The sequence below is a fragment of the Curtobacterium sp. PhB142 genome (assembly GCF_004341255.1).
Classification (GTDB): Bacteria; Actinomycetota; Actinomycetes; order Actinomycetales; family Microbacteriaceae; genus Curtobacterium.
Genome location: NZ_SLUT01000007.1, coordinates 224,848 through 249,892, shown reverse-complemented (window position 1 = coordinate 249,892; position 25,045 = coordinate 224,848). Strand labels below are relative to the sequence as shown.

The following is a 25,045-nucleotide window of genomic DNA, read 5'->3' as shown; positions in this document are numbered from 1 at the left end:
CTCGCAAGCCACCATGGTGAACCCATCACCGAGGACACTTGCGAGACTTGGTTGTGAGAACCGCCGCACCCCCGGATTCCGCGAGTCGGAACGCCGCGGCCGTGCTACCGACGCGACGTCTCGCAACCGTAGGGTCATGCGACCACTGTCGCTGTCTGGCGCACACGCTCCTGGGCACGCTGACATAGGCGCTCTTCAGTTGAGTGGCTACGCCGCTCCAGCCTCGTTTCCCAAGCCGGACGGACCTCACCAACTGTCTGGACCCCCCGGAGATCTCCTGGATGCCGGCAATGATTGCGAGTACACCTACGATCACTGCCATGAGTGCCCAGACTCGCGCCCGTCGAGTTTCGGGAGGCGAGGCAGAACCGTTCCGCCGCGACAGCTCCTCCAAGCGTAGCGATGGTCGCCGCGACGTCGGCCGTCGTGCAGAGATCGGTAACGACACACGCAGTGGGCACAGCGGCAAGGTCGCGCTGAATTGCGACGGAAGAGCCAGGATCAACCCAGCTACAATTTCACGGCTTAAGTTTCACAATACGAATGATCAGCCATATCGCTAACGGGAAACAGATACCGAAGATTATTCCTAGCACTAGAAGGAATATTCCGTTGGCGTTGACATCTACGGCAAGTTTCTGGGAACCGATCATAATCAGGGCCACAGCGGCAATGGGGGCAGCAATGCATCCCAGGATAGCCTGCCCCAGTGCCCACAGCCACGAACCACGATCTTTGAATTGGCGCATTTCTCTCCAGTCACGGCTTGCCCTCGATGGCGTTCGATACCGCCGCAGTGATCGTAGCTGAAACGGCGGTGCAGAACCCGAAAGCGACCACCACTCCGACGCCTCCGGTAACCGCCGCAAGCGCCGCTGAACACAAGCCATCAACCACTACGCCGGTTGCAAACGTAGCGATGTCCCCTGACGTCAATACCTCAGACACGGCGTAACCCTTGAGGACGAGGTCCAGAATTCGAACCAAGCGGTCGACTGCGCTTGTACCGCTGGGGTCCGAACTGTTGATCGGATCGTCGTTTGCGTATGCATACGGATTAGCTTCTTGACCTGTCGGGTCTTGCTGGGTGAAGCGCCCGATGCTCGGGTCGTAGTAGCGGGCCCCCAGGTGGTAGACCTTGGCGCTGGCATCCCAGTATCCACCGATGTAGCGCAGCGAGTTGGAGCTGACGGTGGCGTTGTTGGTGGCGGCTCGGGTTTCGCCGTAGGGGCTGTAGGAGTAGCCGCCGAGGTAGTTGCCGTTCGCATCGAACATGCCGATGACGGAGGCGAGGTTGTCGGTGATGTAGTACGCCCGACCGGTTCCCGTTCGGCTGCTGAGCGGCGCTCCTGCCGGTGTCCGTGTGTAGGCGGTAGTGGTGGAGCCTTGCGCTTCGCTTGTCAGGCCGAGTGCGGTGTTGACGTAGTTCGTGTCGGGCGAGAAACGCTGTGTGATGTTCGTGTTCCCGGGACCGAACGGGTAGTACTGGCTCGGACCGATCGCGGCGGTAGTGCCTCGAGCGGTGTTGTAGACGCTCGTCTTCCCGGTGATGCCGTTAGTGGTTTCGTTGCCGGCGGCGTCGTACGTCCACGCTGTGGTGTCAGCGCTGGTGCTAGTGATCTGGTTGTTCGCGTTGTACGAGAACGTGGTCACGCCGGCGGTGATGCCGACGGTGCCGGTCCGGGCGTCGGTGGTGCGGTTGCCGTTGGCGTCGTAGCCGTAGGACCAGGATGCGTCAGTGCCGGAGGCAACGGTTTCCGCCGCGTTGGACAGACGGTTCCGAGAATCGTAGGTGTAATCAGTCGTCGCTCCGGCCGTGAGCCCGACTTCCTTGTACGCGATACGGCGTTGAACGTTGCCGCGGTCGGCCGAGGCGGTGGTGGAGTTGTGGTAGTTGAACTGCCAGCCCACGTCCGACACTGTGGCGCCGGACTTGTCTTTCGCCGTGACGCGGGTCTCGCGTCCCGCGGCGTCGTACGTGGTGAGGACGCTCGCACCACCGGGAAGCGTCCGCTTGGTTTCCTGCCCGTTGGCGTTATAGGTGAGCTTCACGCAGCCAGACGCTGCGGCCGGGGCTGTCGTCCCGCTCGTGCAGGAACCGCCGGGCTCGATCACCTGAACGAGTTTGTTCGTCGCGTCGTACACGTACTTCGTCGTGGCACCCGCGTCCGTGAACGTGAGGACGTTCCCGGCCTTGTCGTAGGTGTACGAGTCAACCTGGGTGTTGAACACGCCCCGCTGCTGGAGCTGCCGTCCGAACACATCCCAGGTGTATTGGATCGATCCGCCGAGGGTATCGGAGCTTGACTTCACCAGGCCCGACGGGAAGTACGTCGTGGTGTAATCCCCAGAATTGTCGTTGAAGTGCTGGGCAAGCTGGCGGTCGAGCGCATCGTATTCGTAGGTGGGGTTGTCACCCGCGGGGTTGATCACGCTCGTCACACGCCCGAGCGCGTCGTAGCTGTAGGACGTTGCGGCCATTGGTGCCGGCGGGGTGACCTTCGCGAGGTCACCAGCAGTGTTGTAGGTGTAGGTGGTCGTGCCGCCGTTGCCGTCGGTCGCGGAGCAAACCTGGCCAGCGAAACCGCCACACTTCGAACGCGACGCATCTTCATAGACGTAGCTGAATTCAACGTCCGACTTGCCGCCGCTGGTGTCCGTCGCTGAGGTCTGATTGCCTGCGGCGTCGTACGCGTACGAGGTGGTGTTTCCCGCGTCATCGGTGGAGCACTTCGCCAGGTACGGGTTCCCACCGCCCGCATCCGGGCAGGAGGAACCTTGCGCGTACACGGCGCTGGCTGCGGCGCCAGTCGGGAGCGAAACACCGCTGGGGTTGTTCATTCCGTCGTAGGTGCGGGTGACCGTGTTGCCGGGAGTCGAGCCGGACGCGAGGGCATCGGTGGACGTTGCGATGTCACTGTTCGGCGTGTACGTCTGCGACCGGGTGTGCCCGTTGGCGTCCTTCGTGGAAACCACGCGCCCCTGGTTGTCGAGTGTGTACACGGTGTTGTGGCCGTTCGGGTCGGTGACTGTTGTGGTCCCCGAGCCATACGCGTACTTCGTCACCGCTGCCGCCGAGGTGTTCCCGACGCTGCTGCGGGTGATCGCGGTCACGCGGTGACTGGTGTCGTACGTGAACTTCACCAGCTCGTCGTCATTGGACGCCCCCGACCCACTACCGGCCGGCAGTCGCATACTGAGCAGCCGGTTCTGCGAGACACCGTTGATCGTCTCGTAGGTGTAGGTCTCCTTCGCCCCGGCAGCGTTCGTGAAGGAGTTCACGTACGGCTGGCCGCCGTTGCCGGACCGTGTGTCTTCGTAGGTCGCGATCTTGCGCCCGGTGAAGTCGGTGTATCCAGTCACGAAGGGATCGGCTCCGCTGGCGGAGCTCTCAGTGAGGCTGCGGCCAGAGGTGGAGGTGATCTTGGAGATCGAGTACGGGTGACTGGAGTCCGTGTACGCGAAGGTCAGACCGACCCCGTTCCGGTCAAGATCCGCTGTCGGGAAACCAGTCGAGGAGTACTTCAGCTGCTCACCGGACTGGTTGAACTGCACCGTGTACGCGTAGTTGCTGTCCGCGCCCGAGTAGGTCATCGTCGCGTTCAGGCCAGTCGGGGAAGTGAAGGTCGTAGCCGTTGCCGATCCTCGAGTGAAGCGGCCGATGTAGCCGGACTTCCCGATGAAGTCGACAGTCTTCTTGTCATCCGACACGCACAAGCCTTGGCTCCAGCTTGAAAGCGACGACTGCCATCCGCCGCCCCACGGGCCGGCGAATCCACCGAATGCGGGATCGTTGTACCAACGCGAAACGCTCGCGGCGACACCGGGTCCGCTGACAACACCATCGTTCGCTGACACGAGCAGATTGCCGTTGGACAGATTGACCTGAGCGACTTCGGTCTTTGACAACTCGGTCTTGTCCATCGGGTAATACGACAGCTGCCCGCCGCCCGTGCCCCAGACGTAACAGCCCGTCGTCCTATCCACGGACGCCGCAGCAGAACGCTGCCGCGCGTTCGTCTTCGCCTGCGTCTCGCTGGAGGCTGCTTCCTCAGCGACGACCGAGGACCAGCTCTCGGACGGCGCTTCCGGGGAAGGAACCGCCGCTAGCTTCGACGCCGACGAGGGCGTGTAAACATCGCTGGAGTCAAAACCCTGGGGCGCTGCCAGATCACCACGCCGGGGATCAGTGTCAGCGTGCGCCGGTGACAACCCCGCCCCAATGATGCCGATCACAGCGATACATGAGATCGCGCTGTACGAAAGCATGCGACGGCGCATGAATTTACCCCGAGTTCCCCTAGAAGCAGAAGCAGCCCCAGCCTGGATGGTTCAGCCCGCTAACGAAACGGGTCGACGCCCCCCAATTCGAGGGTCGATCAACAAACGTTGCAGACGCTAACAGCTCACCGCGAGCCCGACACGAAGCAAAGCCAGACGGGCGACACAAAGCGAAGCTGCTCACAGCAACGGGTTTTGAACAGGTCTAGACCCGGCGCGTCGACGTCGCTGGCGCACCTGGTCAGAAACGATCGTTTGTGAACGCGATCCCGGCCACACCTGCACTCAATAAGCTGGCCGCCGAGTGCTGGGGCGATGAGGGGTGCACCGCCGGCAACCGAGGGGCGACGAGGTCGTGACATCAGCTGGCCGAGGACTCCATCGGGACGGAACCCGCGAGCAGGTCGAGCACGCCGTCCGGGAACACCGGGACGTCCGTGTCGACGGGTACCCAGCGCACCGGGCCACCCTCGTCCAGCACCACGAGTTCAGCGTCCAGCGGCACCGCGTCCAGCTCCGCCGACCGGACGGCGAACACGTGGACGTACTCGTGCCCGGGCTGCCCCTCGTACTCGAACAGGTTCTCGAGGACACCGAGCAGCCGGACCTCGTCGAGGGCGACGTCCAGCTCCTCGCGGAACTCGCGACGGAGCGCCTGGACCGCGGTCTCGCCGAACTCGATGCCGCCGCCGACTGCACGGTGAAAGCGCAGGCAGCGCGTCTGGTCGAACGACTCGGACAGCAGCACGTGGCCGTCCTTGGTCGGCAGCCCGACCGAGATGTTCCGGATGCTCCCCATCACGCCACTCTGCCACCGGCGCGGGTTCGGTAGGTTCAGACCGTGCACCACATCCGCTCGATCGTCACCCTCGCGATCGTCTTCCTCGGTCTGGGCTTCCTGCTCACCGCCGGTGGTTCCGTCTGGACGATCCTCACTCCGGACGGCACCGGCGTGAACTTCGCCGCGGGGTTCATGTACATGGGCGGCATGGTCGTCGGCATCGCCGGGATCGCACTCGGGGTCGCGGCGCTCGTGGCCGTCGCCCGGGCGGCGAAGCGCGTCGTCCGCTAACCGGCGAGCGCCCCGGCGGCAGCGCCCCACCCGGTGGGGTCGTCCCCCGGCGGGACGAACAGCATCGTGTTCCAGAGCACCAGGACGTCCCACCACGCGAGCTCGTCGGCAGTGAGCGCGCTCACCGAGCGGTAGCCGTCGAGCAGCTGCCGGTGGACGGCCGCGGGGACCGGGCCCCAGTCGTGGAAGAGCGTCCCGAGCAGGACGGCCGAGCGTGCCAGCTCGACGATCCTGTGATCGAGGCGCAGGTCCTCGAAGTCGATGACGGCGACGACGTCCGCGTCAGCGCACAGGACGTTCGCCGCTCGGTAGTCGCCGTGCACGATCTGGACCGGCAAGTCGTCGGAGGGCGCGGCCCCGAGCCGGCGTCGAAGCGTCCGCTGGACACGCTCCGGCAAGTGCATCGGCGCAGCCTCGAGCCATCCCGCGACCTGCTGCACGAGCGGGGTCGGCGGTGGGCGCACACCGGCTGCGCGCGCCCGATCGGGGCTGTCGCGCAGGGCGTCGTGGATGCGGGCCAGCGTCGCACCGGCCGCGTGGACCTGTGCCGGATCGCGGACGTCCAGCAGGGTTCCGCCGATGACGTGCTGGAGCCCCATCGAGACCCCGTCTTCCTCGACCTGCACCCGTCCGTCGGGCGTCGGCACCGGGGCGGAAACGGGCAGGCCGCGCTCCGCGAGCCACGTCGTGAGGTCCGCCGCGAACACCAATCGCTCGAACCCCTCCGGTGCGATCGACCACTTCAGGAGCATCCGGCCGCCAGCGGTCGAGACCCAGGCGAGCGCGTTGTGGTCACTCATCACGATGCGCTCGCAGGCGATGACGCGCACGTTCCACCACCGCTCGAGCGTCCGGATGACCCAGTCATCGGCAGCGGCGACGTCCGTGAACCCGAAGCGGCTCCGCAGCACCTGCGCTGGATCAGCTCGTTCCCAGAGCATCTCGAGGGTCATCGCTCCACCCTCGCAGGTCGCGCTACCATCCGGTACCGGTCCACGCACGGAAGCGAGTCGCCATGACCTCCCAGAGCACGAGGGTCCTGCACGTGATGTGCACGGTGTTCCTGTTGGGTGCTTTCCTGTCGGTCGGGATCGGTGGGTGGTCGCTCGCGAACGACACCGGGGGCGGTGCGAACATCGGCGGCGGAATCCTGATGCTGTTCGGCTACCTGCTCGGTCTGATCGGGATCGCGCTCGGCGTCGCCACGCTCGTCGTCGGCACCGTGTCGCGGCGACGGTCACGCACGCGCAGCTGACGCCTCAGCGGCGGCGGGTGCGGAGCCGCTGCACGCCCACCCATCCGGCGACCGCGAAGCAGCCGAGCGCGAGGATGTACGACACGAGCAGGTCGGCCCATGCGCGCGGGTTGATCGATCCGTCGGGCAACCGCTCCTGGAGCTGGAACGACGTCGGGAACAGCCAGTACGAGGTCGCGTAGACGGTCAGCGCCAGTCCGACGACGACCGAGCCGACGATGATCCACCGAGCGGCGCGCGCTCCGACGGTCACGCGGACGCCCCCTTCACGGATCGTCGCGACGCCGACCGCGGTGGGTTCGCTCGCAGGTGTTCGCTGATGCGTCCGAGGACCCGGGCGAGGTCACTCGCGTCGTCGTCCGTGATCGGTGCGAACAGGAGTCCGTGCACGGTGCCGATGTGGCCGGGGAACACGTCGGCAAGGACTTCGCGCCCCGCGTCGGTGATCGCGACGACGGTGCTGCGGTCGTCGTCCGGCGATGGGGACCTCGTGACGAGGCCGCGCTGTTCGAGCAGTTGCGCCTGGTAGGTCAGCCCGCTGCGGCTGTACACGACACCGTCGGCCAGGTCCGTCATGCGCAGGTGCCCGTCCGGAGCATCCCCCAGCCGCGCCAGGAGCTGGAACTGCACGGTGCTCAACCCGCCGACGTCGCGGAGCTGCCTCTCGACCGCGGGGCGCAGGAGCGCACTCACCTCGGTCAGCGCGAAGTAGGCGCCGAGCTGCGTCGGGGTCAGTGCGGTGGGGGCGTCACTCATGCAGCCACCTTACCTGTTGCTTCGAGTTCGAAGCAGTGCTAGCGTCTCCAGCAAGCGCTTCGAATTCGAAGCAAATACGAGAGGGCATCACCATGAAGGCAGTGCAGTTCCACGAAGTCGGCGGACCCGAGGTCCTCCAGTACGGCGAGGTCGAGCAGCCGACCCCGGCAGCGGGTCAGGTGCGACTCCGCGTCGCGGCCACCGCGTACAACGCTGCAGACAACGGCATGCGGGCAGGCTTCCTGCCGATCCCGATCCAGCTGCCGCACGTCCCCGGCTACGACGTCTCCGGTACCGTCGACGCGATCGGCGAGGGCGTGACCGGTCTGACCGTGGGCGACGCGGTGATCGCGTTCCTGCCGATGGACCGCGACGGCGGGGCAGCCGAGTACGTCGTCGCACCGGCGGACGCCGTGGTCGCAGCGCCGACGAGCATCCCACTGGCCGACGCGGCCGCGCTGCCGTCCGTCGCGCTGACCGCCTGGCAGGCCCTGTTCGACGACGGCCGGCTCACCGCCGGACAGCGGCTGCTCGTCGTGGGTGCCGGCGGGGTCGTCGGCAAGTACGCGGTCCAGCTCGCCAAGCGCGCCGGAGCACACGTCATCGCGACCGCCAGCCCCCGCAGTGCCGATGCCGTGCGCGCGGCCGGTGCCGACCAGGTCATCGACCACACCGCCACCGACCTGCTCGACGCCCTCGACGGTCAGGTCGACGTGCTGCTCAACCTGGCGCCGATCGAGCCCGAGCAGTTCGCGGCGGATGTTGCTGCGGTCCGTGACGGCGGAGTCGTCGTGAGCACGACGGCGTTCATGGCCACGCCGGGTGACGAGTCCCGAGGCGTGCGCGCGTCGACCGTGTTCGTCCTGCCGAACCGGGAACGCCTGGCGGAACTCGTCGCGCTGGTCGACGACGGTGCCCTGACGGTCGAGGTCACGCGGCGCATCTCCCTGGCCGACCTGCCGGCGCTGCACGCCGAGGGCGCAGCCGGGAGGATCGCCGGCAAGGTCATCGTCCTGCCCTGACCCGGATCACGGGAGCGGCCAGTGCCCTGGACGGTCGAGGTCGTCGGGCAGCACCGTGGACGCATCGCCCTGCGCGGCGTTCACCTGCGGCTGGGTGAGGAACAGCGCGTTCGACAGGTCCGCTCCCCCGAGCCGGGCATCGCGCAGGTCCGCCCCGAGCAGGTCCGTGCCCGACAGGTCGCATCCCCGCAGGTCCGCGGCGATCAGGACCGCACCGCGCAGATCGGCGCCGATCAGGACGCGAGATCGCAGGTCGCGGCCGGCCAGGTCGGTCGACGGGTGCAGGTCATCGGCCGAGTCGCCGGCGGCGGGGTACCCACCTCGGGCCTCCGAGCTGACGTCGATCAGGACGGAACGGACCTCGGACCGGAGCGACTCGACGTCCACCGCGAGGACGCCGGCCAACTCACCGTCGAGGACCTGCTGGACACGGTGCTGGAGCACGGTCGGTGCATCCGCTGACCCCAGAGCGGTCGAGCGAGTCACCGCCTCGGCCAGGTACCAGCGCATCTCGTGGAGCTGCTGGGCGACGGCGAAGGCCCGGAACATCTCGGGCTTCGAGTCGGGCTGGTCCACCCAACTCGTGCCGTCGAACAGGACCTGCGAGACGTACTGGCCGGCCCCGAAGCAGTCGAACGTGGTGCATCCGGTGAAGCCCCGCGGACGGAGCGCCTGGTGGATCGTGCAGGAGAAGTCGTCGGCCAGGTTTCGGCACGGGGTGCCGGCCGGCTTGTCGATCGGGAAGTCACTGGACCGCTGGAACCCGAAGGCGGTGCAGCAGAGGGCGAAGCAGTCACCGCACGAAGCGCGGAGCCGCGAGCGGTCGGCGGGAGAAGAAGAAGAAGGAGAAGAAGAAGAAGAAGACGATGACATGGACGAACGGTCTCTCTGGAGTGGTCTCGACAGGGCGCCGGGGTGCTGGGGAACTCCGTCGGGAGTCCCCGTTCCGGGCGCACGAGATCACTGCCCCTCGTCCGAGGAGCGAACCGGTGTCGCTGGATGGGCTCTGGGTCACAGAGCGGGAGAACGTGTCACCGCGGCCAGGCTAGCGGCGCGCGACTGCGCCCGTCCGCAGTCCCGACGCGTACGGTGCACGTGTGACCCGAACCCACCCGGCAAGACCGCACCGCCTCGTGCTGATCGCCGCCGCCGTCGTGCTGGTGATCGGCATCGTGCTCCTGTTCACACCGTGGGACGGCTTGATCCCCGTGCTCGCCTGGGTGCTGATCGTCGCGTCCATCGCCCTCGGCGCGATCACCCTCTTCTTCGCGAGGGCCCCGCGCAGCTAGGACCGCGGCACGAGGCCGTGCTCGTAGGCGAAGATCACCGCGTGCACCCGGTCACGCAGCCCGAGCTTGCCGAGCACCCGCCCGACGTGCGTCTTGACCGTGGACTCGCTCGTCACCAGGTGTGCGGCGATCTCGGGGTTCGACAACCCGCGGGCCATCGCGAGCAGCACCTCGCGCTCCCGCGGGGTCAGGGGCTCCAGCGGGTCCGGACCCGCCGGCCGGTCGTCCGGCAGCACGGAGCCGAAGAGCTCGAGCATCCGCTGCGTCACCCGCGGTGAGACCGCGGCCTCTCCCGCTGCCACGGACCGGACGGCGTCGAGGAGCTGCGCGGCGCTGACGTCCTTGAGCAGGAACCCGCTCGCCCCGGCACGCAGACCACCGAACGCGTACTCGTCCAGGTCGAAGGTCGTCAGCACGAGCACCCGGGTGTCGGGGACCTGCTCGACGATCGCGGCCGTCGCCGTGACGCCGTCGACGTGGGGCATCCGGACGTCCATCAGCACGACGTCCGGACGCAGGGCACGCACGAGCCGAACACCCGCACCGCCGTCGCCGGCCTCGCCGACGACCTCGATGTCGGGCTGTGCCTCGAGCAGCAGTCGGAACCCCGTCCGGATGAGCTGCTGGTCGTCGACGATCGCCACGCGGATCACCGGTCCTCCGTCCTGACCGGGATCGTCGCCCGGATCTGCCAACCGTCGGTGCCGTCGCGGAAGCCCGCGCGCACCTGCCCACCCAGCGCGCGGATGCGCTCGTCGATCCCGATGAGCCCTCGACCCGACCCCGCTGGGGCGTGGGCCGACCTGTCTGGCCGAGTCGGGCCTCCCGTCCGTCCGTCGTCGGTGACGACCACGGTGACCTCGGTGGCGGACGCTGCCACGCGGACGTCGACCGATCGGACGCGCTGCGCGTGCCGGGCGGTGTTGGTGAGGCCCTCCTGCACGACCCGGTACACGGCGAGCTGCAGGGCGTCGTCGTCGGGGACGACGCCGACGAGTTCGAGGGCGACGGGGGTGCCCAGCGCGCGGAACCGGTCGACGAGCTGCGGGACGTCGTGGATGCCCGGTTGCGGCGCGAGCGCGGGTTCGCCGTCGCCTCCGAGCACCCCGAGCATGCGGCGCATGTCGCCCATCGCGCCACGGCCGACATCGGCGACTCCGCGCATGGCAGCGGCAGCGGACCCCGCCGAACCGGCGGGTGCACCAGCGGACGCCCCGGCCGCCGCGCCCTCGGCCAGCCGCACCATCACCGTGAGCGAGTGCGACACGATGTCGTGCATCTCCCGCGCGATCCGGGCCCGCTCCGCGGCGGTGGCGAGCTGCGCCTGCTGGTCGCGCTCCCGGGCCAGCTGGTGCGCGCGGTCGATGAGCGCCTGCGTGTAGCGACGGCGGTTCGACACGTTGACGCCGATCAGGACCGCTGCCAGCAGGAACGTCGTGGGCTGCGGGTACAGGACGTCCGCGAGTCCTCCGGACCCCGGCGCGACCACGAAGACGCGCAGCGCCGTCGCCCCCGCGGCCAGCACGACGGCGACCGCGGCCGTCCACCACCCGGCGGCACGCGACCACCACACGGTCGCGGCGTACACGGTGAAGAGCACCGGCGAGTACCCCGCTTCCGTCCACGTCATCGCGACGACGGACGCGAGCCCGAGCACCGCCGTCACCGCGGGGTGCGTGCGCCGGAGCGGGATGCCGGAGACGGCGATGACCACGAGGACGACGACCGTGACCCGCGCGGCGGGGCTCCCGTCGACCTGCCACGCACTCCGGAACGCGACGACGACCTCGATCGCACCCCAGAAGACCATGAGCAGCGCGTCGGTCATGACCGGGTGGCGCGCCCAGAACCGCCGGAGCCGGCCGGGTGCGTCGGGCAGGGCGATGCCCCCGGCACCGTCCTGGACGGCACCGGGGGCGAGGTCGGCAGGGGTCACGCGTCCCGCTTCTCGACCAGGGCGAGCGCCGTCACCGATGCGACGACCACCCAGGCCAGCAGTACCGCGAATCCGCTCCATCCCCCCAAGGCTAGGACGCCGTCGTGCCACCCCGACGTCACCTCGGTGCCGAACTGCATGAGCGGCTGCCCGGCGTTCTGCGGCAGCAGGTTCGTCAGCGTGCCGAGCCAGTCCGCTCCGGTGAACGACTGCACCAGCTGCACGACGACCGGAGCGACCAGCATCAGGCCGAGGACCCCGGCGATCGCGCCAGCTGTGGAGCGCAGGACCACACCGACCGCGAAGGCCAGCAGCGCGATGAGCGTCAGGTAGACGGAGGCGCCGAGCAACGGCATCGCGACGCTCGCGTCCAACGACGCCTCGACGTTCCGTCCCGCGGCGATGGGCAGGCTGATGAAGGCGGTGGCCCAGACGCTCACGGCACTCGTGACGAAGACGGCCACGGCGAGGACGATCGCCTTCGCCGCCAGTGCGACCGACCGCCGTGGGACCGCCGCGAACGAGGAGCGGATCATGCCGGTGCCGTACTCGCCGGTGACGACGAGGGCGCCGATCACCGCGACGATCAGCGACGAGAGCATCGTGCCGCTCGTGCTGTAGAGGACGAGCGCGTTCCGAGCCGCATCACCCGTGAGCCCCTGACCGCCGTTGTCCGCGAAGGCCGCCAGGAGCACACCGATGCCGATCGGCAGGACGAGCACCAGCAGGAAGCTCCACGCCGTCGACCGCAGCGAGCGGAGCTTGATCCACTCCGAGCGCAGGACGCCGGAGAAGTGGACGCCGGACGCTTCGTGCCGAGGCACGGCGTTGCTCGTGACCGCGCTCATCGGGCCACCTCCGATCGGTACTCGACCTGGTCGTGCGTGAGTTCGAGGTAGGCCTGCTCCAGGCTCGCCTCGGTGGTGGCCAGCTGGTGCAGGACGATGCCCGCGGCACCCGCTGCCTCGCCGATCTGCTCGGCGCCGAGGCCACGGACCTGCAGCGACCCGTCGCCCTCGTAGCCGATGGTGACGTCCGGTCCGGCGATCGCGTCGAGGAGCCGCTCGGGCTCCGGCGTCCGCACGGTGACCGACCGCTCCGTGGCGGCGGCGACCAGGTCCGCGATGTCCATGTCCGCGAGCACCCGGCCGCGACCCATCACGACGATGCGGTCAGCGGTCAGGGCCATCTCGCTCATCAGGTGGCTCGAGATGAACACCGCACGTCCCTCGGCGGCCAGGCTGCGGGCGAGTCGACGCACCCACACGACGCCCTCGGGGTCGAGGCCGTTGACCGGCTCGTCGAGGATCAGCGTCTGCGGATCACCGAGCAGTGCCGCCGCGATCCCGAGCCGCTGCCCCATGCCGAGCGAGAACCCGCCGACGCGCTTCTTCGCGACGTTCTCGAGGCCGGTCATCCCGATGACCTCGTGCACCCGGGCCGTCGGGATCCGGTGCGTCGCGGCGAGCGCCGACAGGTGGTCGAAGGCGCTGCGTCCCTTGTGGACCGCTTTGGCCTCGAGCAGTGCGCCGATGCGACGCAGCGGGTCGCGCAGCTCGCGGTAGGGGCGTCCGTCGACGTGGGCGGTGCCCGAGGTCGGCCGGTCGAGTCCGACGACGGCGCGCATCGTGGTGGACTTGCCCGCGCCGTTCGGACCGAGGAAGCCGGTGACGACGCCGGGGCGCACCGTGAAGGACACGTCGTCGACGGCGACCTTCTCGCCGTAGCGCTTGGAGAGGTTCTGGATCTCGATCATGCGGCAACGGTACGGAGACGACCAGGTCCACCACATCGCCGTCGCAGACGATCTCCGCGGAGCGACCGTGGTACCCCGGTACCACCCGCAGCGGTGCCGGATACGGTGGGGTCATGGTCGTCCAGCGGTGGCACGAGGACGTCCTCGGAGCGCCCTACGAGCGACTCGAACTGCCGCTCGGCACCGACTCCGAGGGGCCGGTCGTCGCCACCCTCGTCCGTCGTCGGCACACCCCGACGGACCTGCTGCTGCACGGGCGCGGGCCACTGCACGGCACCGACGTGCTGTACGTGCACGGGTGGTCGGACTACTTCTTCCAGACCGAGCTGGCGGAGCGGATCGAACGGCTCGGTGCCCGCTTCCACGCACTGGACCTGCGGAAGTACGGCCGGAGCCTCCGCCCCCAGCAGACCCCGGGGAACGTCGACGACCTGGCGGTGTACGACGAGGACATCGCCGCGGCGCTCGACGCGGTGTCCGCCGAGCACCCCGGCCCCGGCGAGCGGCGGCTCGTGCTGATGGGGCACTCCACCGGCGGTCTGACGCTGTCGCTGTGGGCTGCGCGCCACCCCGAACTCGTCGACGGCGTCGTCCTCAACAGTCCGTGGCTCGAGTTCCAGGCGACCGCCGTGGGCCGGGCGATCGTCGCGCCCGTCATCAAGCTCGGCGCCAAGCGGAACCCCCTCGCCCCGATGCCCGCCGTCGACCCCGGCTTCTACACGCGCACCGTGTCGGCCGCGGGCGAGGGCTCGTGGACGTACGACCAGCAGTGGCGACCGGAACGCGGGTTCCCCCTGCACCCCGGTTGGCTCGCGGCGGTCTTCGCGGGGCAGGAGACGGTCGAGCACGGGCTCGACATCCAGGTCCCCGTCCTCGTCATGCTCAGCGACAAGAGCATGTTGCAACCCCGGTGGGATCCCGGCATGGCACACGCCGACGTCGCGTTGAACGTCGACACGGTGGCCCACCGAGCCCTGTCGCTCGGCAACGAGGTGACGGTCCGGCGGCTGCCCGGAGCCGTGCACGACGTGGTGCTGTCCGCGCCCGACGTGCGGGAGCAGGCGTACGACACGATCGGACGCTGGGCCACCACGCTGCGCCCCCGCTAGCGTGACGGCATGACCGAGCACTCCGTCCGGCTGACCCGGCTCGACCCGATCGGGATCGACCACGACGCCCTCGTCGACTTCCTGTCGACCGAGGAGTTCCCGTTCCACGTGCGGCGGACGTGGAGCCGTGCAGAGGCCGTCCAGGCCGTGGACTCCGGCTCCTACCGCGACGACGAGCACGACTCGTACTGGGTCGACCACACGGAGCACGGCCGCATCGGGTTCGTCCGGCTCGAGGACCTGGAAGACCCGGTCCCGCTGTTCGACCTGCGCATCGCCGGCGCGTTCCGCGGTCGCGGCCTCGGCGTCCCGACACTGCGCGCGGTCACTGACCACGTCTTCGGCACCCTGCCGTCGGTGACCCGCTTCGAGGGCCAGACCCGCGAGGACAACACGGCCATGCGCCGGGTCTTCGTGCGTGCCGGGTGGGTCAAGGAAGCGCACTACCGCGAGGGGTGGCCGATCGAGGGCGGCCGCGCGGTCGCGTCGGTCGGGTACGGGATCCTGCGCCACGACTGGGAGACGGGCGAGACGACGCCGGTGCCGTGGGAAGACGACGTGCTTCCTGACGACTGACGGTTCTGGTTCGTGATCCACGGGGAACGTGAACCAGAACCGTCACCACACGAGACGAACGCCCCGCGCCGGCGCGGCGCGACCCGGGTCGCGATCCAGAGCGGACGGGAGGCCCGGGTGGCGCCCGCCACGGCTCTTCCGCTGGGGCTGGTGGCTGCGTCCAGGGCGTGACGCGCGCGATCAGCCGCCGGTGGCCGTCCGCAGCGCGGCGCACGTCCGCCGGAACGCCGCGCTGAGCGACTCCCCCGCGGGGCGCTCCGCCCACTCGTCGAACGCGGCGCGCAGCGCGAGCAGGGCCAACGGCACCGCGAACCGGTCGGCGCCCTGCCACGCCGACTGCAGCTCCAGCGTCTGCGCGGCGTCCCGCTCGAGCACGGCGGACAGCAGCGCCGGATCGGCAACGAGCAGCGCGCGCACCCGGACCAGGCGGTCGAGGTCGTCGGGGCGGTCGCGTTCGAACGTCACGAGCACCCCGGCGATCACCTCGGTCAGCGCATCGAACGGCACCGGGGCGGTCACCGCGGCAGTGACGGCGTCGTGCACGTCGCGCGAGACGAACAGGAACGCGTCCACCTTCGCGGCGCAGTACCGGAAGAACGTGCGCTCGGTGATGCCGGCCGCGGTCGCGATCTCGGCCCCGGTGACGACGTCGAACCCGCGCGCTCCGACCAGCGCGACCGCGGCGTCCTCGACGGCACACTCCGTCGCCCGCCGGTTCTGCGCCCGGACCCCGGTCACGGCGCGGACCGCGTGGAGACGGTCTCGCGCCGCCAGAGCTCGGGCAGCCGGAGGTCGACACCGTCGGCGTCCGCCAGGCGTGTGAACGCGCGCATCGTGACGTCGAGGCGGTCGAGCTTCTTCGGCAGCGGCCTGAGCGGACGGGTCAACGGACGCCAGAACGCGTCCCAGTGCACCGGCCGGACGACGCTCGGGTGCAGGGCGCCGACGGTCTCCTGCCAGTACTGATCGATCCAGGCCGTCGGCTTCGCACCGGCGGCGCCCGCACCCAGGTAGACGGTGTCGGCGAGGAGTCCCGCGAAGGATCCCGGGATGAAGTTCGCCGTCGGGTGGACCAGCACCGATCCGTCCGGGTGCTCGAACAGGAACGAGGAGCACCCGCCGGTCCGGAAGTCGCGCATCCGGGCCGGCAGGGTGACCGGCTCGGTGATCTCGCCCGGCACCGCATCGCCGTCACTGTGCAGCGCGTGCAGCGGCGTGACCGTGAAGGCCCCCACCGCGAACGACTCGCGGTCGTGGAGCTCCCGGAAGGGCACGCGGTCGAGCCCGTACCCGGTGGCGATCATCCGGGTGGACGCCGAGCCGCCGAGTTCCGCCCCGGTCCGGTCCGCGACCACGGGCGCGTCGAGGGCGTGGTCGGCGTGCGAGTGCGAGACGAGCACGGCATCGAGGTGGTCGACGTCGAACCGTGCGAGGGCGCCCTCGATCCGGGTGACGTCCGGTCGGAGCCGGCCGAGCATCAGCCGCGGGAACGAGGGACGACTGAAGAAGCCGTCCACGAGCAGTGACGTCGTGCCGTCGGAGACGAGGACGTTGGACACCCCACCGAACACCGTGGTGACGCTCATGCGTGCGCCCCGCCGAGCACGTCGTCGAGCAGGCGCATCGTGCGCGCGGCGTCCTCCATCGCGAGGTCGTGGTGCACGCCGCGCACCCGTTCGACGTCCCACCCGAGGCGCTCGTAGACCGGTACCTCGGCCGCCGGCACGACGTGTCGACCGTCGTCGGTGAGCACGAGCGTCGACGGCACGAACGGGGCCGCCGGAGCGACCGGTGTCGTCGCGACCGCTCGCAGGACGTCGCGCAGCATCGTGCGGTCCCAGTGCCGGTGACTCTCCTCGGCCCGGGCGACGTTCGCCGGCCCCCACCGCGGATCGGTGCGGTCGTACGCCTGCACGAGCAGCGGCTGCAGCCCGGGCAGCGCCCAGAACGCCCGCCCGAGCACGCTCCGCCCCGGTGCCCGCAGGTGGAAGCCGGGGTCGAGGTACACCGCGCGGGCCGGGCGCAACCGGTCGACGGCGTCGAACAGCACCCGCCCGCCGAGCGAGTGTCCGACGACGGCGTCGAGCCCTTGCGGCAGCGTCTCGGCGAGGTCGTCGGCGAACGCGGCGAGTGTGTACGACGCCGCGCGGTCGCTCTCGCCGTGACCCCGCAGGTCCGGCACGAGGAACGTGTACCGGTCCGGATCGGCGTGGGACACGAGGTCGCGCCACACCAGCGCCGATCCGAGGATGCCGTGCACGAGTCCGACCCGGACCGGGCCGTGTCCGTGGGTTTCGACGTGGAGCTGCATGTGCACTCGATTCTGTCAGTGACTGACAGAATACATGCTCAGGCAGGGCGGCTGAAGAGGTTCACGAGGTTGCCGTCGGGGTCGCGGAACAGCGCCGATCGATTCCCCCAGGGCATCGTCGTCGGCGGCAGCACCACGTCGTCGAGGGCACCACGCAACCCCGCGAACGCGGCATCGACGTCGTCCACCACGAACTCGAGGAACACGCTGCCGTTCGTGCGGGGCTCGGGCGCGGCCGGTCCGAGCATCGCCACGGTCGCCGGGGTCGCGAGGGCGAGCACGGCGCCGCCGGTCACGATCTCGGCGAAGACGGGTGCGGGCCGCCGCGCCTCGGTCCCGGTGACGCGTTCGTAGAACCGCACCATCCCGTCGAGGTCGTCGGTGATGATCCGGATGGATGCGAACTGCATGGGAAGCCCTCCTGGCCGGCCACCGTGACCGGACTCGTCGAGCATGCGCGACCACCGCGACACCGTCCTGTCGGTGTTTCGGCCAATGAGCAAGCGGATCTGGCGGTTCAGTCCCCGAGCAGGTCCCCGAGCACGGGGCGCAGGACGCCGTGCGGGATGTCGAGTTCGTCGAGGTGGACCACCCGGGGCGGGGCCTGTTCGTCGGTCTCCTCGACCGCCAGCACCCGGTCTCCGCGGAAGGCACGGACGCCATCGCGCAACCGGCACCACGCGACGAGGTACCAGTCCTCGCCCTTCCCGATGTACCCGAGCGGTTCGACCATGCGGTCGGTCTCCGCGCCCGCTGCGTCGCGGTACCGCATCCGGACGACGCGCCCACCCGCCAGCGCACCGGCGAGCGCCGTGGGAGCAGGCGTGCGCTCCCCCGACTCCAGCAGGTGCACGCGGCTCGCGAGTCGCACTGCCCGTCGGGCGTCGTCCTCGGCGAGCACCGCGGTGACCTTGCGGGCAGCGCTGCGCGCCGCGTCGCGGAACGGGCTGGAGCCGAGCGTGCCGAGGCCGATCGCCACCGCGAGCGCTTCGTCGACGGTCAGCCCGAGCGGCGGGAGCGTCGCACGGGCGTCGATCGTGTACCCGCCGGTCCGCCCTGGCTCGGCCCAGATCGGCACGCCGGCCTGCTGCAGGGAGAGCAGGTCCCGCTCCACCGTGCGCACACTGACCCCGAACCGCTCGGCGAGTCGGCGCGCGCTCCGCAGCGCGGGTGCCGCGGCGCGGAGCTCCTCGACGAGCGCGTACAGGCGGTCGGTCCGGTTCACGACGGAGCACGCAACCAGTCGACGACCCGCGGGAGCTCTGGGTCGTAGCCGTCGGTCGTGTCCACGTCGAGGCGTGGGACCCCGAGGTCGAGCGGCTCGGTGACGACCGGCGCGTTGCGTGCGACCCGGTCGTTCAGCTCCTGTGGGTGACCGCGGGCGACGAACCGGTCGAACGCCAGCGCGGATCGGCAGTGCAGGTTCCGCACGTCCCCGACCGACACCAGGGCAGAGCGCACGTCAGCCTCGGACTGACCGCGGTACAGCGTCGCGTCGGCGATGACGCTGCACCCGGCTGCCGCGAGGTGCGCCGTCACAGTCCAGAACAACCGGACGCCGTGCGGCACGACCTCGTCGCGACCGAGGTCGGCACCGGCCATCAACCCGGCGTACAGCTGATCGCGGTCGACGCACGGCCAGCCGAGTTCGGCGGCGAGCGCCGACGCGAGCGTCGTCTTGCCACTCCCGGGAGCGCCACTGATGAGCGCGATCGTCGCCATGGTCTCGACGCTACCGGGCACCGGACGGGAGGCGCGGCGCCAGCTCGCACCGGGCCTCCCGTCCGCCGTCCGGTCACGCGCAGGGCGCGACCCGCGTCAGGAACGCGACAAGCGTTCGACCGTCGCGTGGGCGCCGTCGGCGATGAGCCCGTCGAGGGCGTCGCGGTACGCCGCGACGAACCGTTCGTCGTCGATCAGGTCGCCGAAGACCTGCCGGTTCGCGATGAAGGCGAGCCGGTCGTCGCGCTGGGTGAGGGCGATGCGGTGCAGCGGTTCGGCCAGCCGGTCGACGATCTGGATCGGCTCGCCGGACTCGTCCGTGCCCTCGTCGTAGCGCGCCCACGACGCGACGATGCCGGCGGACAACGTGACGGGCCGGCCGGCGGCGAGGTTGTCGCGGACAACCGGTAGCAGCCACTTCGGGATCCGGTCGCTCGACTCGGCACAGAGCCGGGCCAGGGTGTCGCGGACCTCGGGGTTCTGGAAGCGCTCGATGAGGGTGGACTTGTAGTCCTCGAGGTCGATGCCGGGCACGGGGTGCAGGGTCGGCGAGCCCTCTTCGTCCATGTAGCGACGCAGGAACGTGGCGATCGCGGGGTCCTGCGTGGCCTCGTGCGCGTAGCGGTACCCGGACAGGTACCCGAAGTAGCACAGGCCCTGGTGCGAGGCGTTGAGCAACCGGAGCTTCATCAGCTCGTACGGCTCGACGTCCTCGACGATCTGCACGTCGGCGTCCTGGTACGGCGGACGTCCGGCGGGGTGGTCGTCCTCGAGCACCCACTGGAAGAACGGTTCGGCGACGACGGGCCAGGCGTCCTCGATGCCGAGCTCGTCGCGGACCCAGGCGCGGTCCTCGTCGGCGGTGACCGGCGTGATGCGGTCGACCATCGAGTTCGGGAACGACACGTGCTCGTCCATCCAGTCGGCGAACGCCGGGTCCTGCAGGCGTGCGTAGGCGGTGAACATGTCGCGGGCGACGTGGCCGTTGCCCTGGATGTTGTCGCACGACATCACGGTGAACGGTTCCAGCCCGCGCTCCCGGCGCCGCTGCAGCGCTGCCACGACCAGGCCGAACACGGTGCGGGGTGGTCCGTCGCCGCGCAGGTCGGCCGCGACGCCGGGCTCGTCCGCGACGAACTCGCCGGTGACGTGGTCGAAGTTGTAGCCGCCCTCGGTGATGGTCAGGCTGACGATCCTGGTGTCCGGGTGCGCCATCTTCTCGACGACGGCGTCCGGGTCGTCGACGGCGAGCAGGTAGTCGACGATGCTGCCGACGACACGGGACTCGCGGGTGCCGTCGGGGTGCTTGAGGACGAGCGTGTAGAGGCCGCCCTGCTCCGCCATCGCCGTGGCCATCCGGCGGTCCTGCTCGAGGACACCGACGCCGCAGATGCCGTACTCGCGCGCCTCGCCCTGCTGGAGCAACCGGTCGATCACCATCGCCTGGTGCGCGCGGTGGAAGCCGCCGACGCCGAAGTGCACGATGCCGGCGGTGATCCCGCTGCGGTCGTAGGTCGGAACGGCGACACCGCTCGCGGCGATCTCGTCGAGGGTCTCCGGGGACAGGCGGACGGGCATCGGGTACTCCTTCGTACGGCGGTCGTTCTGGCGGTCGTTCTGGCGGTCTTGCCGGCGGTCGCACCGGCGGTCGTGCTGGGTGCAGTCAACCATGCGCACATCTGTTCAGAACCGAGTTTCCACCGCGGGGTACGAACCTGAGGATGCACTCGTAGTTGTTGCACCGAGTGCATCGATGCACCTAGTGTTCTCATTCGTGACCCTCACGACCGACCGCCGCGCCGCCCTCAAGGCGAAGCACCGTGCGGCGATCCTGCAGGCCGCACGTGATTTGGTCGATGAACGCGGCGGCCGTGAGTTCAGCGTCGACGACCTGGCAGCACGGGCCGACATCGCGCGGCGGACGGTGTTCAACCACTTCGCGTCGCTCGACGAGGTCCTGCTGGCCGTGTGCGAGCAGGAGCTGTCCGTGATCATCGACCGGTTCCTCGCCGACATGGCACGCACCCCGGTCGGCGACGGCAGCCGGGCCTCGATGTTCGACGAGCTCGAGTCCGCCGCACGCGGAGCCGACCTGGCAGCCGCGATCTCGAGCATGTACCGGATCCTCGGCGACCCGGGCAAGGACGACCCGAAGGCCGCGGTCCTCACCCAGACGGCGTTCTCCCGGGTCACCGAACGACTCCGCGACGAGGTGGCACGCCGCTACCCGGCGGCGGATCCCCTCGACGCCGCCCTGCTCGTCGAGTCGCTCATGAGCGGCATCGTCGTGATCGCGGAACACTGGCTGGCCACCTCCGGCCCCGCGATCGACGAGCAGTCCGTCGCCGACTGGGACGCCCTGCTGGCACGACTCGTGCACAGCGTCCGCAGCGGCTACATGCCCACCGACTGACGCTTCCCTCCCCAGGGGTCCACCGGCGCACCCCGCTCCACACAGCACCTGCAACGAAAGGAACGGGGCAACCGCATGGCCGGTCTCCTCTACCGTCTCGGACGGTTCTCCGCACGACGCCACTGGCTCGTGATCATCACCTGGGTGGTGATCATGGCCGTCGCCGGCGTCACCTACAGCCTGTTCTCGGGCACGATCTCGTCGGCGATCTCGATCCCGAACACCAAGACCAGTCAGGTGCAGGACGAGCTCGCCGACAAGTTCCCGTCCGCGAACGGCGGCAACGGCACGATCGTCTTCGAGACGAAGAACGGCAAGGCGTTCACCGACGCGCAGAAGTCGGAGGTCGCGGACTTCCTGACCAAGGTCGAGAAGCTCGACGGCGTCAAGGGCGCGACGAGCGGGTTCGACACCCAGGACCAGCTCGACGAGCAGCGCCAGAAGATCGTCGACGGCCGCAAGGAGATCACCGACGGCCGCGCGAAGCTCGAGACCGGACAGGACCAGCTCGACGCTCAGAAGGCGCAGCTGACGTCCGGCAAGCAGCAGATCGCCGACGCGCAGGCGCAGCTGGACGCGCAGAAGGCCCAGGCGCAGGCAGCCGGCTCCGCAGCGGTCCCGGCAGCGCAGGCGCAGGCCGCGGCGGCGCAGCTCCAGCAGGCGCAGGCCCAGATCGACGCCCAGCAGGCGCAGATCGACGCCGGTGAGCAGCAGATCGCCGACGCGCAGAAGACGATCGACGCCAACACGAAGAAGCTCGACGACAGCGCCGACGAGCTGGAGCAGGGCTCGAAGCTCCTCGACCTGTCGAAGGACGTCCGCTTCGTGTCGTCGAACGGCAGCGCCGCCATCGGCACGGTCCAGTTCACGAAGTCGACCTACGAGGTCCCCGCCGACACGAAGACCGCCATCGCGGACGACGCCGACTCGGCCGACATCAGCGGCGTGAACGTCTACGTGTCGAACGACATCGCGCAGGGCGTGCCGTCGATCCTCGGCCCGGGCGAGATCGTCGGCGTCATCATCGCCGCGCTCGTGCTCTTCCTGATGCTCCGCACCATCATCGGTGCGGCGATCCCGCTCGTCAGCGCCGTGCTCGGCGTTGGCGTGGCGTCACTTGCCTCGCTGTCGTTCTCCGGCCTGGTCGAGTTCATCTCGGTCACGCCGGTGCTGGGGGTGATGTTGGGCCTGGCGGTCGGCATCGACTACTCGCTCTTCATCCTGAACCGACACCGCACCCAGCTGAAGCAGGGCATGCAGGTGCACGAGTCCATCGGCCTCGCGAACGGCACCTCGGGCAACGCCGTGGTGTTCGCCGGTGCGACCGTCATCGTCGCGCTGCTCGCGCTGAACATCACCGGCATCCCGTTCCTCGGGCTCATGGGCACGGTCGGTGCGGTCGCGGTGTTCTTCGCGATCCTCATCGCCACCTCGTTCACCCCGGCGCTGCTGTCCCTGATCGGGATGCGGATCCTGCGGAAGAAGGAGCGCGCGAAGATCGGCAACACCGGCTCGACCCGGGTGCCGAACAAGCCGATGAAGACCTGGCGCGCGATCGTCACGCTCGTCGCCGGTGTCGCCGTGCTCGGTGTCATCGCACTCCCGGCGACGCAGATGCGCCTCGGCCTGCCGACCGGTGCGTCCGAGTCCGTCGACTCGAGCCAGTACAAGGCGTACAAGGCCCTCGACGAGGAGTTCGGCGCCGGCCAGAACGGCCCGCTGCTCGTCGTCGCGACCCTGCCGGAGTCGATCAGCAAGTCCGACGTCACCGCGACCGAGGTCACCATCGGCGAGGCCCTGGCGAAGAACGACGACGTCAAGGCCGTCCTGCCGATCGGTACCTCGTCGGACCGCGACATCATCGCGTTCCAGGTGAAGCCCGGCGGCGGTCCCGACAGCATCTCCACCGAGAACCTGGTCAAGGACCTGCGTGAGCAGACCGTCACGACCGACGACGGCACGGTCACGCTCGGTGTCGCGGGCAACGCGTCCGCCAACATCGACGTGTCCGAGAAGCTGTCGAACGTCCTGCCGCTCTACCTCGTGGTGGTCGTCGGCCTGTCGCTCATCATCCTGATCATCGTGTTCCGGTCCTTCCTGGTCCCGATCACGGCGACGGCGGGCTTCATCCTGTCCGTGATGGCGTCGTTCGGTGGCCTGACCGCGATCTACCAGTGGGGCTGGCTCGGCTCCGTGTTCGGCGTGCACGACCCGGCGCCGATCCTGAGCTTCCTGCCCATCATCGAGATCGGCATCCTGTTCGGTCTGGCGATGGACTACCAGCTGTTCCTGGTGTCCGGCATGCGTGAGGCCTACGCCCACGGCGCCTCGGCGAAGGTCGCGGTCCAGCGCGGGCTGCACGCCGGTCGCGCGGTGGTCACGGCAGCGGCGATCATCATGATCTCGGTGTTCGCGGGCTTCATCTTCTCGGACTCCTCCACCATCAAGCCGATCGGCTTCGGGCTGGCGTTCGGTGTGCTCATCGACGCGTTCGTCGTCCGCATGCTGCTGATCCCGGCCGCGATGCACCTGCTCGGCCAGAGCGCGTGGTGGTTCCCGAAGTGGCTCGACCGGATCGTGCCGGACGTCGACGTCGAGGGCGCGAAGCTCGAGCGGTCGCACCCGGTCGCCGGTCAGCCGGGCCAGCCCGGTCAGCCCGGTCAGCCCGGTCAGCCCGGCCACGAGGAGACCCACACGGGGTCGCACGCCCTCCCCGTGGCGCCGGACGCCAACGCGCACGAGTCGGGGCACCCGCCCGCGCACCGCGCGTAGTCGACGCACCCAGCCTGGAGGCCCGGGGCCGGTCCACGAGACCGGCACCGGGCCTCCCGTGCGTGCGCCCACCCCGCGCGGCCGACGCCGACCCGCGACCCGGAACGACATCCTCGATGTCGTACGACATCGAGGATGTCGCCAGCCCGCGCCTGCAACTGTTGCGGCCGCGCCAGTGCGACAAGATCGATGTCGGACGACGTCGAACTTGTCGCGCCGACCCACACCGACCCGCACCGACCCACCGCACCCCGGGAACACTTCGTGGGCGAACGGTATCGTGGGCGCATGACCTCCGCACCCGACCCGCTCGCGCTCGACCGGCAGCTCTGCTTCGCCCTCGCGGCCACGAGCCGGAGCGTCATCGGGCTGTACCGCGACCTGCTCGAGCCGATGGGCCTGACGCATCCGCAGTACCTCGTGATGCTCGCACTCTGGGAGCAGGACCCCCGGTCGGTGCGCGAGATCGCCGGCGAACTGCGGCTCGACTCAGCCACCCTCAGCCCGTTGCTCAAGCGACTCGAGGCCTCCGGCTACGTCCGCCGGACCCGCAGCGCCGCCGACGAACGGCAGCTCGCGGTCTCGCTCACCACGGCCGGGCGGGCCCTGCGCGACCGCGCACGAGCGGTCCCCCTGGCGGTCGCGGACCGGCTCGGGTGGCCACTGGAACGCCTCGAAGCGCTCAAGGACGACCTGACGGAACTGCTGGAGCGGGTCGACCAGGTGTGATCCGCGGCCGATGGTGCCATAATGGTTCGTGCACGAACGAAAGGAC

General features: G+C 69.5%; 26 protein-coding genes. 9 read left to right on the top strand and 17 right to left on the bottom strand.

Annotated elements, in window-relative coordinates:
- Positions 1–759: 759 nt before the first annotated feature.
- On the bottom strand, positions 760–4,236 hold the full coding sequence (locus tag EDF31_RS15375) for an RHS repeat-associated core domain-containing protein (protein ID WP_165901450.1): 3,477 nt from the start codon (positions 4,234–4,236) through the stop codon (positions 760–762).
- Positions 4,237–4,642: 406 nt separating this feature from the next.
- Positions 4,643–5,080 (bottom strand): NUDIX domain-containing protein, encoded by a 438-nt coding sequence (locus EDF31_RS15370; RefSeq protein ID WP_131846750.1) that lies wholly within the window; start codon positions 5,078–5,080, stop codon positions 4,643–4,645.
- Positions 5,081–5,122: 42 nt separating this feature from the next.
- Here EDF31_RS15370 and EDF31_RS15365 point away from each other — a divergent pair, with 42 nt between their 5' ends.
- Positions 5,123–5,353 carry a hypothetical protein gene (locus EDF31_RS15365; protein ID WP_131846749.1) on the top strand — a complete coding sequence of 77 codons (231 nt, stop codon included), beginning with the start codon at positions 5,123–5,125 and terminating at the stop codon, positions 5,351–5,353.
- Here EDF31_RS15365 and EDF31_RS15360 read toward each other — a convergent pair.
- Positions 5,350–6,306 (bottom strand): phosphotransferase, encoded by a 957-nt coding sequence (locus EDF31_RS15360; RefSeq protein WP_131846748.1) that lies wholly within the window; start codon positions 6,304–6,306, stop codon positions 5,350–5,352. The genes EDF31_RS15365 and EDF31_RS15360 overlap by 4 nt on opposite strands.
- 62 nt (positions 6,307–6,368) lie before the next feature.
- Between EDF31_RS15360 and EDF31_RS15355 the strand changes: the two genes are divergently transcribed.
- Positions 6,369–6,608: a hypothetical protein gene (locus EDF31_RS15355; protein ID WP_123938326.1), complete on the top strand. Its 240-nt coding sequence runs from the start codon at positions 6,369–6,371 to the stop codon at positions 6,606–6,608.
- Positions 6,609–6,612: 4 nt separating this feature from the next.
- On the opposite strand, the gene EDF31_RS15350 is transcribed toward EDF31_RS15355, so the two are convergent.
- A complete protein-coding gene (locus EDF31_RS15350) occupies positions 6,613–6,861 on the bottom strand; it encodes a hypothetical protein (RefSeq protein ID WP_131846747.1) in 249 nt (82 codons plus the stop codon).
- Complete coding sequence (locus EDF31_RS15345; protein WP_131846746.1) at positions 6,858–7,364, bottom strand: MarR family transcriptional regulator; 507 nt, start codon at positions 7,362–7,364, stop codon at positions 6,858–6,860. Before EDF31_RS15345 ends, EDF31_RS15350 begins: the two co-directional genes overlap by 4 nt.
- Before the next feature lie 92 nt (positions 7,365–7,456).
- Here EDF31_RS15345 and EDF31_RS15340 point away from each other — a divergent pair, with 92 nt between their 5' ends.
- Positions 7,457–8,386, top strand: coding sequence for an NADP-dependent oxidoreductase (locus tag EDF31_RS15340; protein ID WP_207896241.1), 930 nt, complete (start codon positions 7,457–7,459; stop codon positions 8,384–8,386).
- A gap of 6 nt (positions 8,387–8,392) precedes the next feature.
- Here the strand turns inward: EDF31_RS15340 and EDF31_RS15335 are convergent, their stop codons facing one another.
- The gene (locus EDF31_RS15335) at positions 8,393–9,259 is read right to left on the bottom strand and encodes a pentapeptide repeat-containing protein (protein ID WP_131846745.1); all 867 of its coding nucleotides are present in this window, start codon (positions 9,257–9,259) and stop codon (positions 8,393–8,395) included.
- Between the two features lie 224 nt (positions 9,260–9,483).
- Between EDF31_RS15335 and EDF31_RS15330 the strand changes: the two genes are divergently transcribed.
- Entirely contained in the window at positions 9,484–9,675 is a 192-nt protein-coding gene (locus tag EDF31_RS15330; RefSeq protein WP_123938330.1) for a hypothetical protein, read from the top strand.
- Here the strand turns inward: EDF31_RS15330 and EDF31_RS15325 are convergent.
- From EDF31_RS15325 to EDF31_RS15310, 4 genes are read right to left on the bottom strand one after another with little or no spacing between them, the layout of a single operon-like run.
- Positions 9,672–10,328, bottom strand: a complete 657-nt coding sequence (locus EDF31_RS15325; protein ID WP_131846744.1) for a response regulator transcription factor — start codon at positions 10,326–10,328, stop codon at positions 9,672–9,674. The genes EDF31_RS15330 and EDF31_RS15325 overlap by 4 nt on opposite strands.
- A complete protein-coding gene (locus tag EDF31_RS15320; protein WP_159572310.1) occupies positions 10,325–11,611 on the bottom strand; it encodes a histidine kinase in 1,287 nt (428 codons plus the stop codon). The genes EDF31_RS15325 and EDF31_RS15320 overlap by 4 nt, the downstream gene beginning before the upstream one ends.
- Positions 11,608–12,459: an ABC transporter permease subunit gene (locus EDF31_RS15315; protein ID WP_131846742.1), complete on the bottom strand. Its 852-nt coding sequence runs from the start codon at positions 12,457–12,459 to the stop codon at positions 11,608–11,610. The genes EDF31_RS15320 and EDF31_RS15315 overlap by 4 nt, the downstream gene beginning before the upstream one ends.
- The gene (locus EDF31_RS15310) at positions 12,456–13,367 is read right to left on the bottom strand and encodes an ABC transporter ATP-binding protein (protein WP_131846741.1); all 912 of its coding nucleotides are present in this window, start codon (positions 13,365–13,367) and stop codon (positions 12,456–12,458) included. The genes EDF31_RS15315 and EDF31_RS15310 overlap by 4 nt, the downstream gene beginning before the upstream one ends.
- A 113-nt stretch (positions 13,368–13,480) precedes the next feature.
- Between EDF31_RS15310 and EDF31_RS15305 the strand changes: the two genes are divergently transcribed.
- Positions 13,481–14,476 carry an alpha/beta hydrolase gene (locus EDF31_RS15305; RefSeq protein ID WP_131846740.1) on the top strand — a complete coding sequence of 332 codons (996 nt, stop codon included), beginning with the start codon at positions 13,481–13,483 and terminating at the stop codon, positions 14,474–14,476.
- 9 nt (positions 14,477–14,485) lie between these two features.
- Positions 14,486–15,052 (top strand): GNAT family N-acetyltransferase, encoded by a 567-nt coding sequence (locus EDF31_RS15300; RefSeq protein WP_131846739.1) that lies wholly within the window; start codon positions 14,486–14,488, stop codon positions 15,050–15,052.
- A 180-nt stretch (positions 15,053–15,232) separates the two neighbouring features.
- Here the strand turns inward: EDF31_RS15300 and EDF31_RS20050 are convergent, their stop codons facing one another.
- From EDF31_RS20050 to EDF31_RS15265, 7 genes are all read right to left on the bottom strand, one after another.
- On the bottom strand, positions 15,233–15,790 hold the full coding sequence (locus EDF31_RS20050) for a TetR family transcriptional regulator (RefSeq protein WP_165901449.1): 558 nt from the start codon (positions 15,788–15,790) through the stop codon (positions 15,233–15,235).
- Complete coding sequence (locus EDF31_RS15290) at positions 15,787–16,638, bottom strand: MBL fold metallo-hydrolase (RefSeq protein ID WP_131846737.1); 852 nt, start codon at positions 16,636–16,638, stop codon at positions 15,787–15,789. Before EDF31_RS15290 ends, EDF31_RS20050 begins: the two co-directional genes overlap by 4 nt.
- Entirely contained in the window at positions 16,635–17,363 is a 729-nt protein-coding gene (locus tag EDF31_RS15285) for an alpha/beta fold hydrolase (RefSeq protein ID WP_131846736.1), read from the bottom strand. Before EDF31_RS15285 ends, EDF31_RS15290 begins: the two co-directional genes overlap by 4 nt.
- A gap of 38 nt (positions 17,364–17,401) precedes the next feature.
- The gene (locus EDF31_RS15280; protein WP_131846735.1) at positions 17,402–17,773 is read right to left on the bottom strand and encodes a VOC family protein; all 372 of its coding nucleotides are present in this window, start codon (positions 17,771–17,773) and stop codon (positions 17,402–17,404) included.
- Positions 17,774–17,880: 107 nt separating this feature from the next.
- Positions 17,881–18,588 carry a YafY family protein gene (locus tag EDF31_RS15275; RefSeq protein ID WP_131846734.1) on the bottom strand — a complete coding sequence of 236 codons (708 nt, stop codon included), beginning with the start codon at positions 18,586–18,588 and terminating at the stop codon, positions 17,881–17,883.
- Entirely contained in the window at positions 18,585–19,085 is a 501-nt protein-coding gene (locus EDF31_RS15270; protein ID WP_131846733.1) for an AAA family ATPase, read from the bottom strand. The genes EDF31_RS15275 and EDF31_RS15270 overlap by 4 nt, the downstream gene beginning before the upstream one ends.
- 96 nt (positions 19,086–19,181) lie before the next feature.
- Positions 19,182–20,663, bottom strand: coding sequence for a mannitol dehydrogenase family protein (locus EDF31_RS15265; protein WP_131846776.1), 1,482 nt, complete (start codon positions 20,661–20,663; stop codon positions 19,182–19,184).
- A 196-nt stretch (positions 20,664–20,859) separates the two neighbouring features.
- On the opposite strand from EDF31_RS15265, the gene EDF31_RS15260 reads away from it, so the two are divergent.
- From EDF31_RS15260 to EDF31_RS15250, 3 genes are all read left to right on the top strand, one after another.
- Positions 20,860–21,498, top strand: coding sequence for a TetR/AcrR family transcriptional regulator (locus EDF31_RS15260; protein ID WP_165901448.1), 639 nt, complete (start codon positions 20,860–20,862; stop codon positions 21,496–21,498).
- A gap of 75 nt (positions 21,499–21,573) precedes the next feature.
- Entirely contained in the window at positions 21,574–24,270 is a 2,697-nt protein-coding gene (locus tag EDF31_RS15255) for an MMPL family transporter (protein ID WP_131846732.1), read from the top strand.
- Positions 24,271–24,558: 288 nt separating this feature from the next.
- Positions 24,559–24,999 carry a MarR family transcriptional regulator gene (locus EDF31_RS15250; RefSeq protein WP_131846731.1) on the top strand — a complete coding sequence of 147 codons (441 nt, stop codon included), beginning with the start codon at positions 24,559–24,561 and terminating at the stop codon, positions 24,997–24,999.
- The last annotated feature ends 46 nt before the right edge of the window (positions 25,000–25,045 follow it).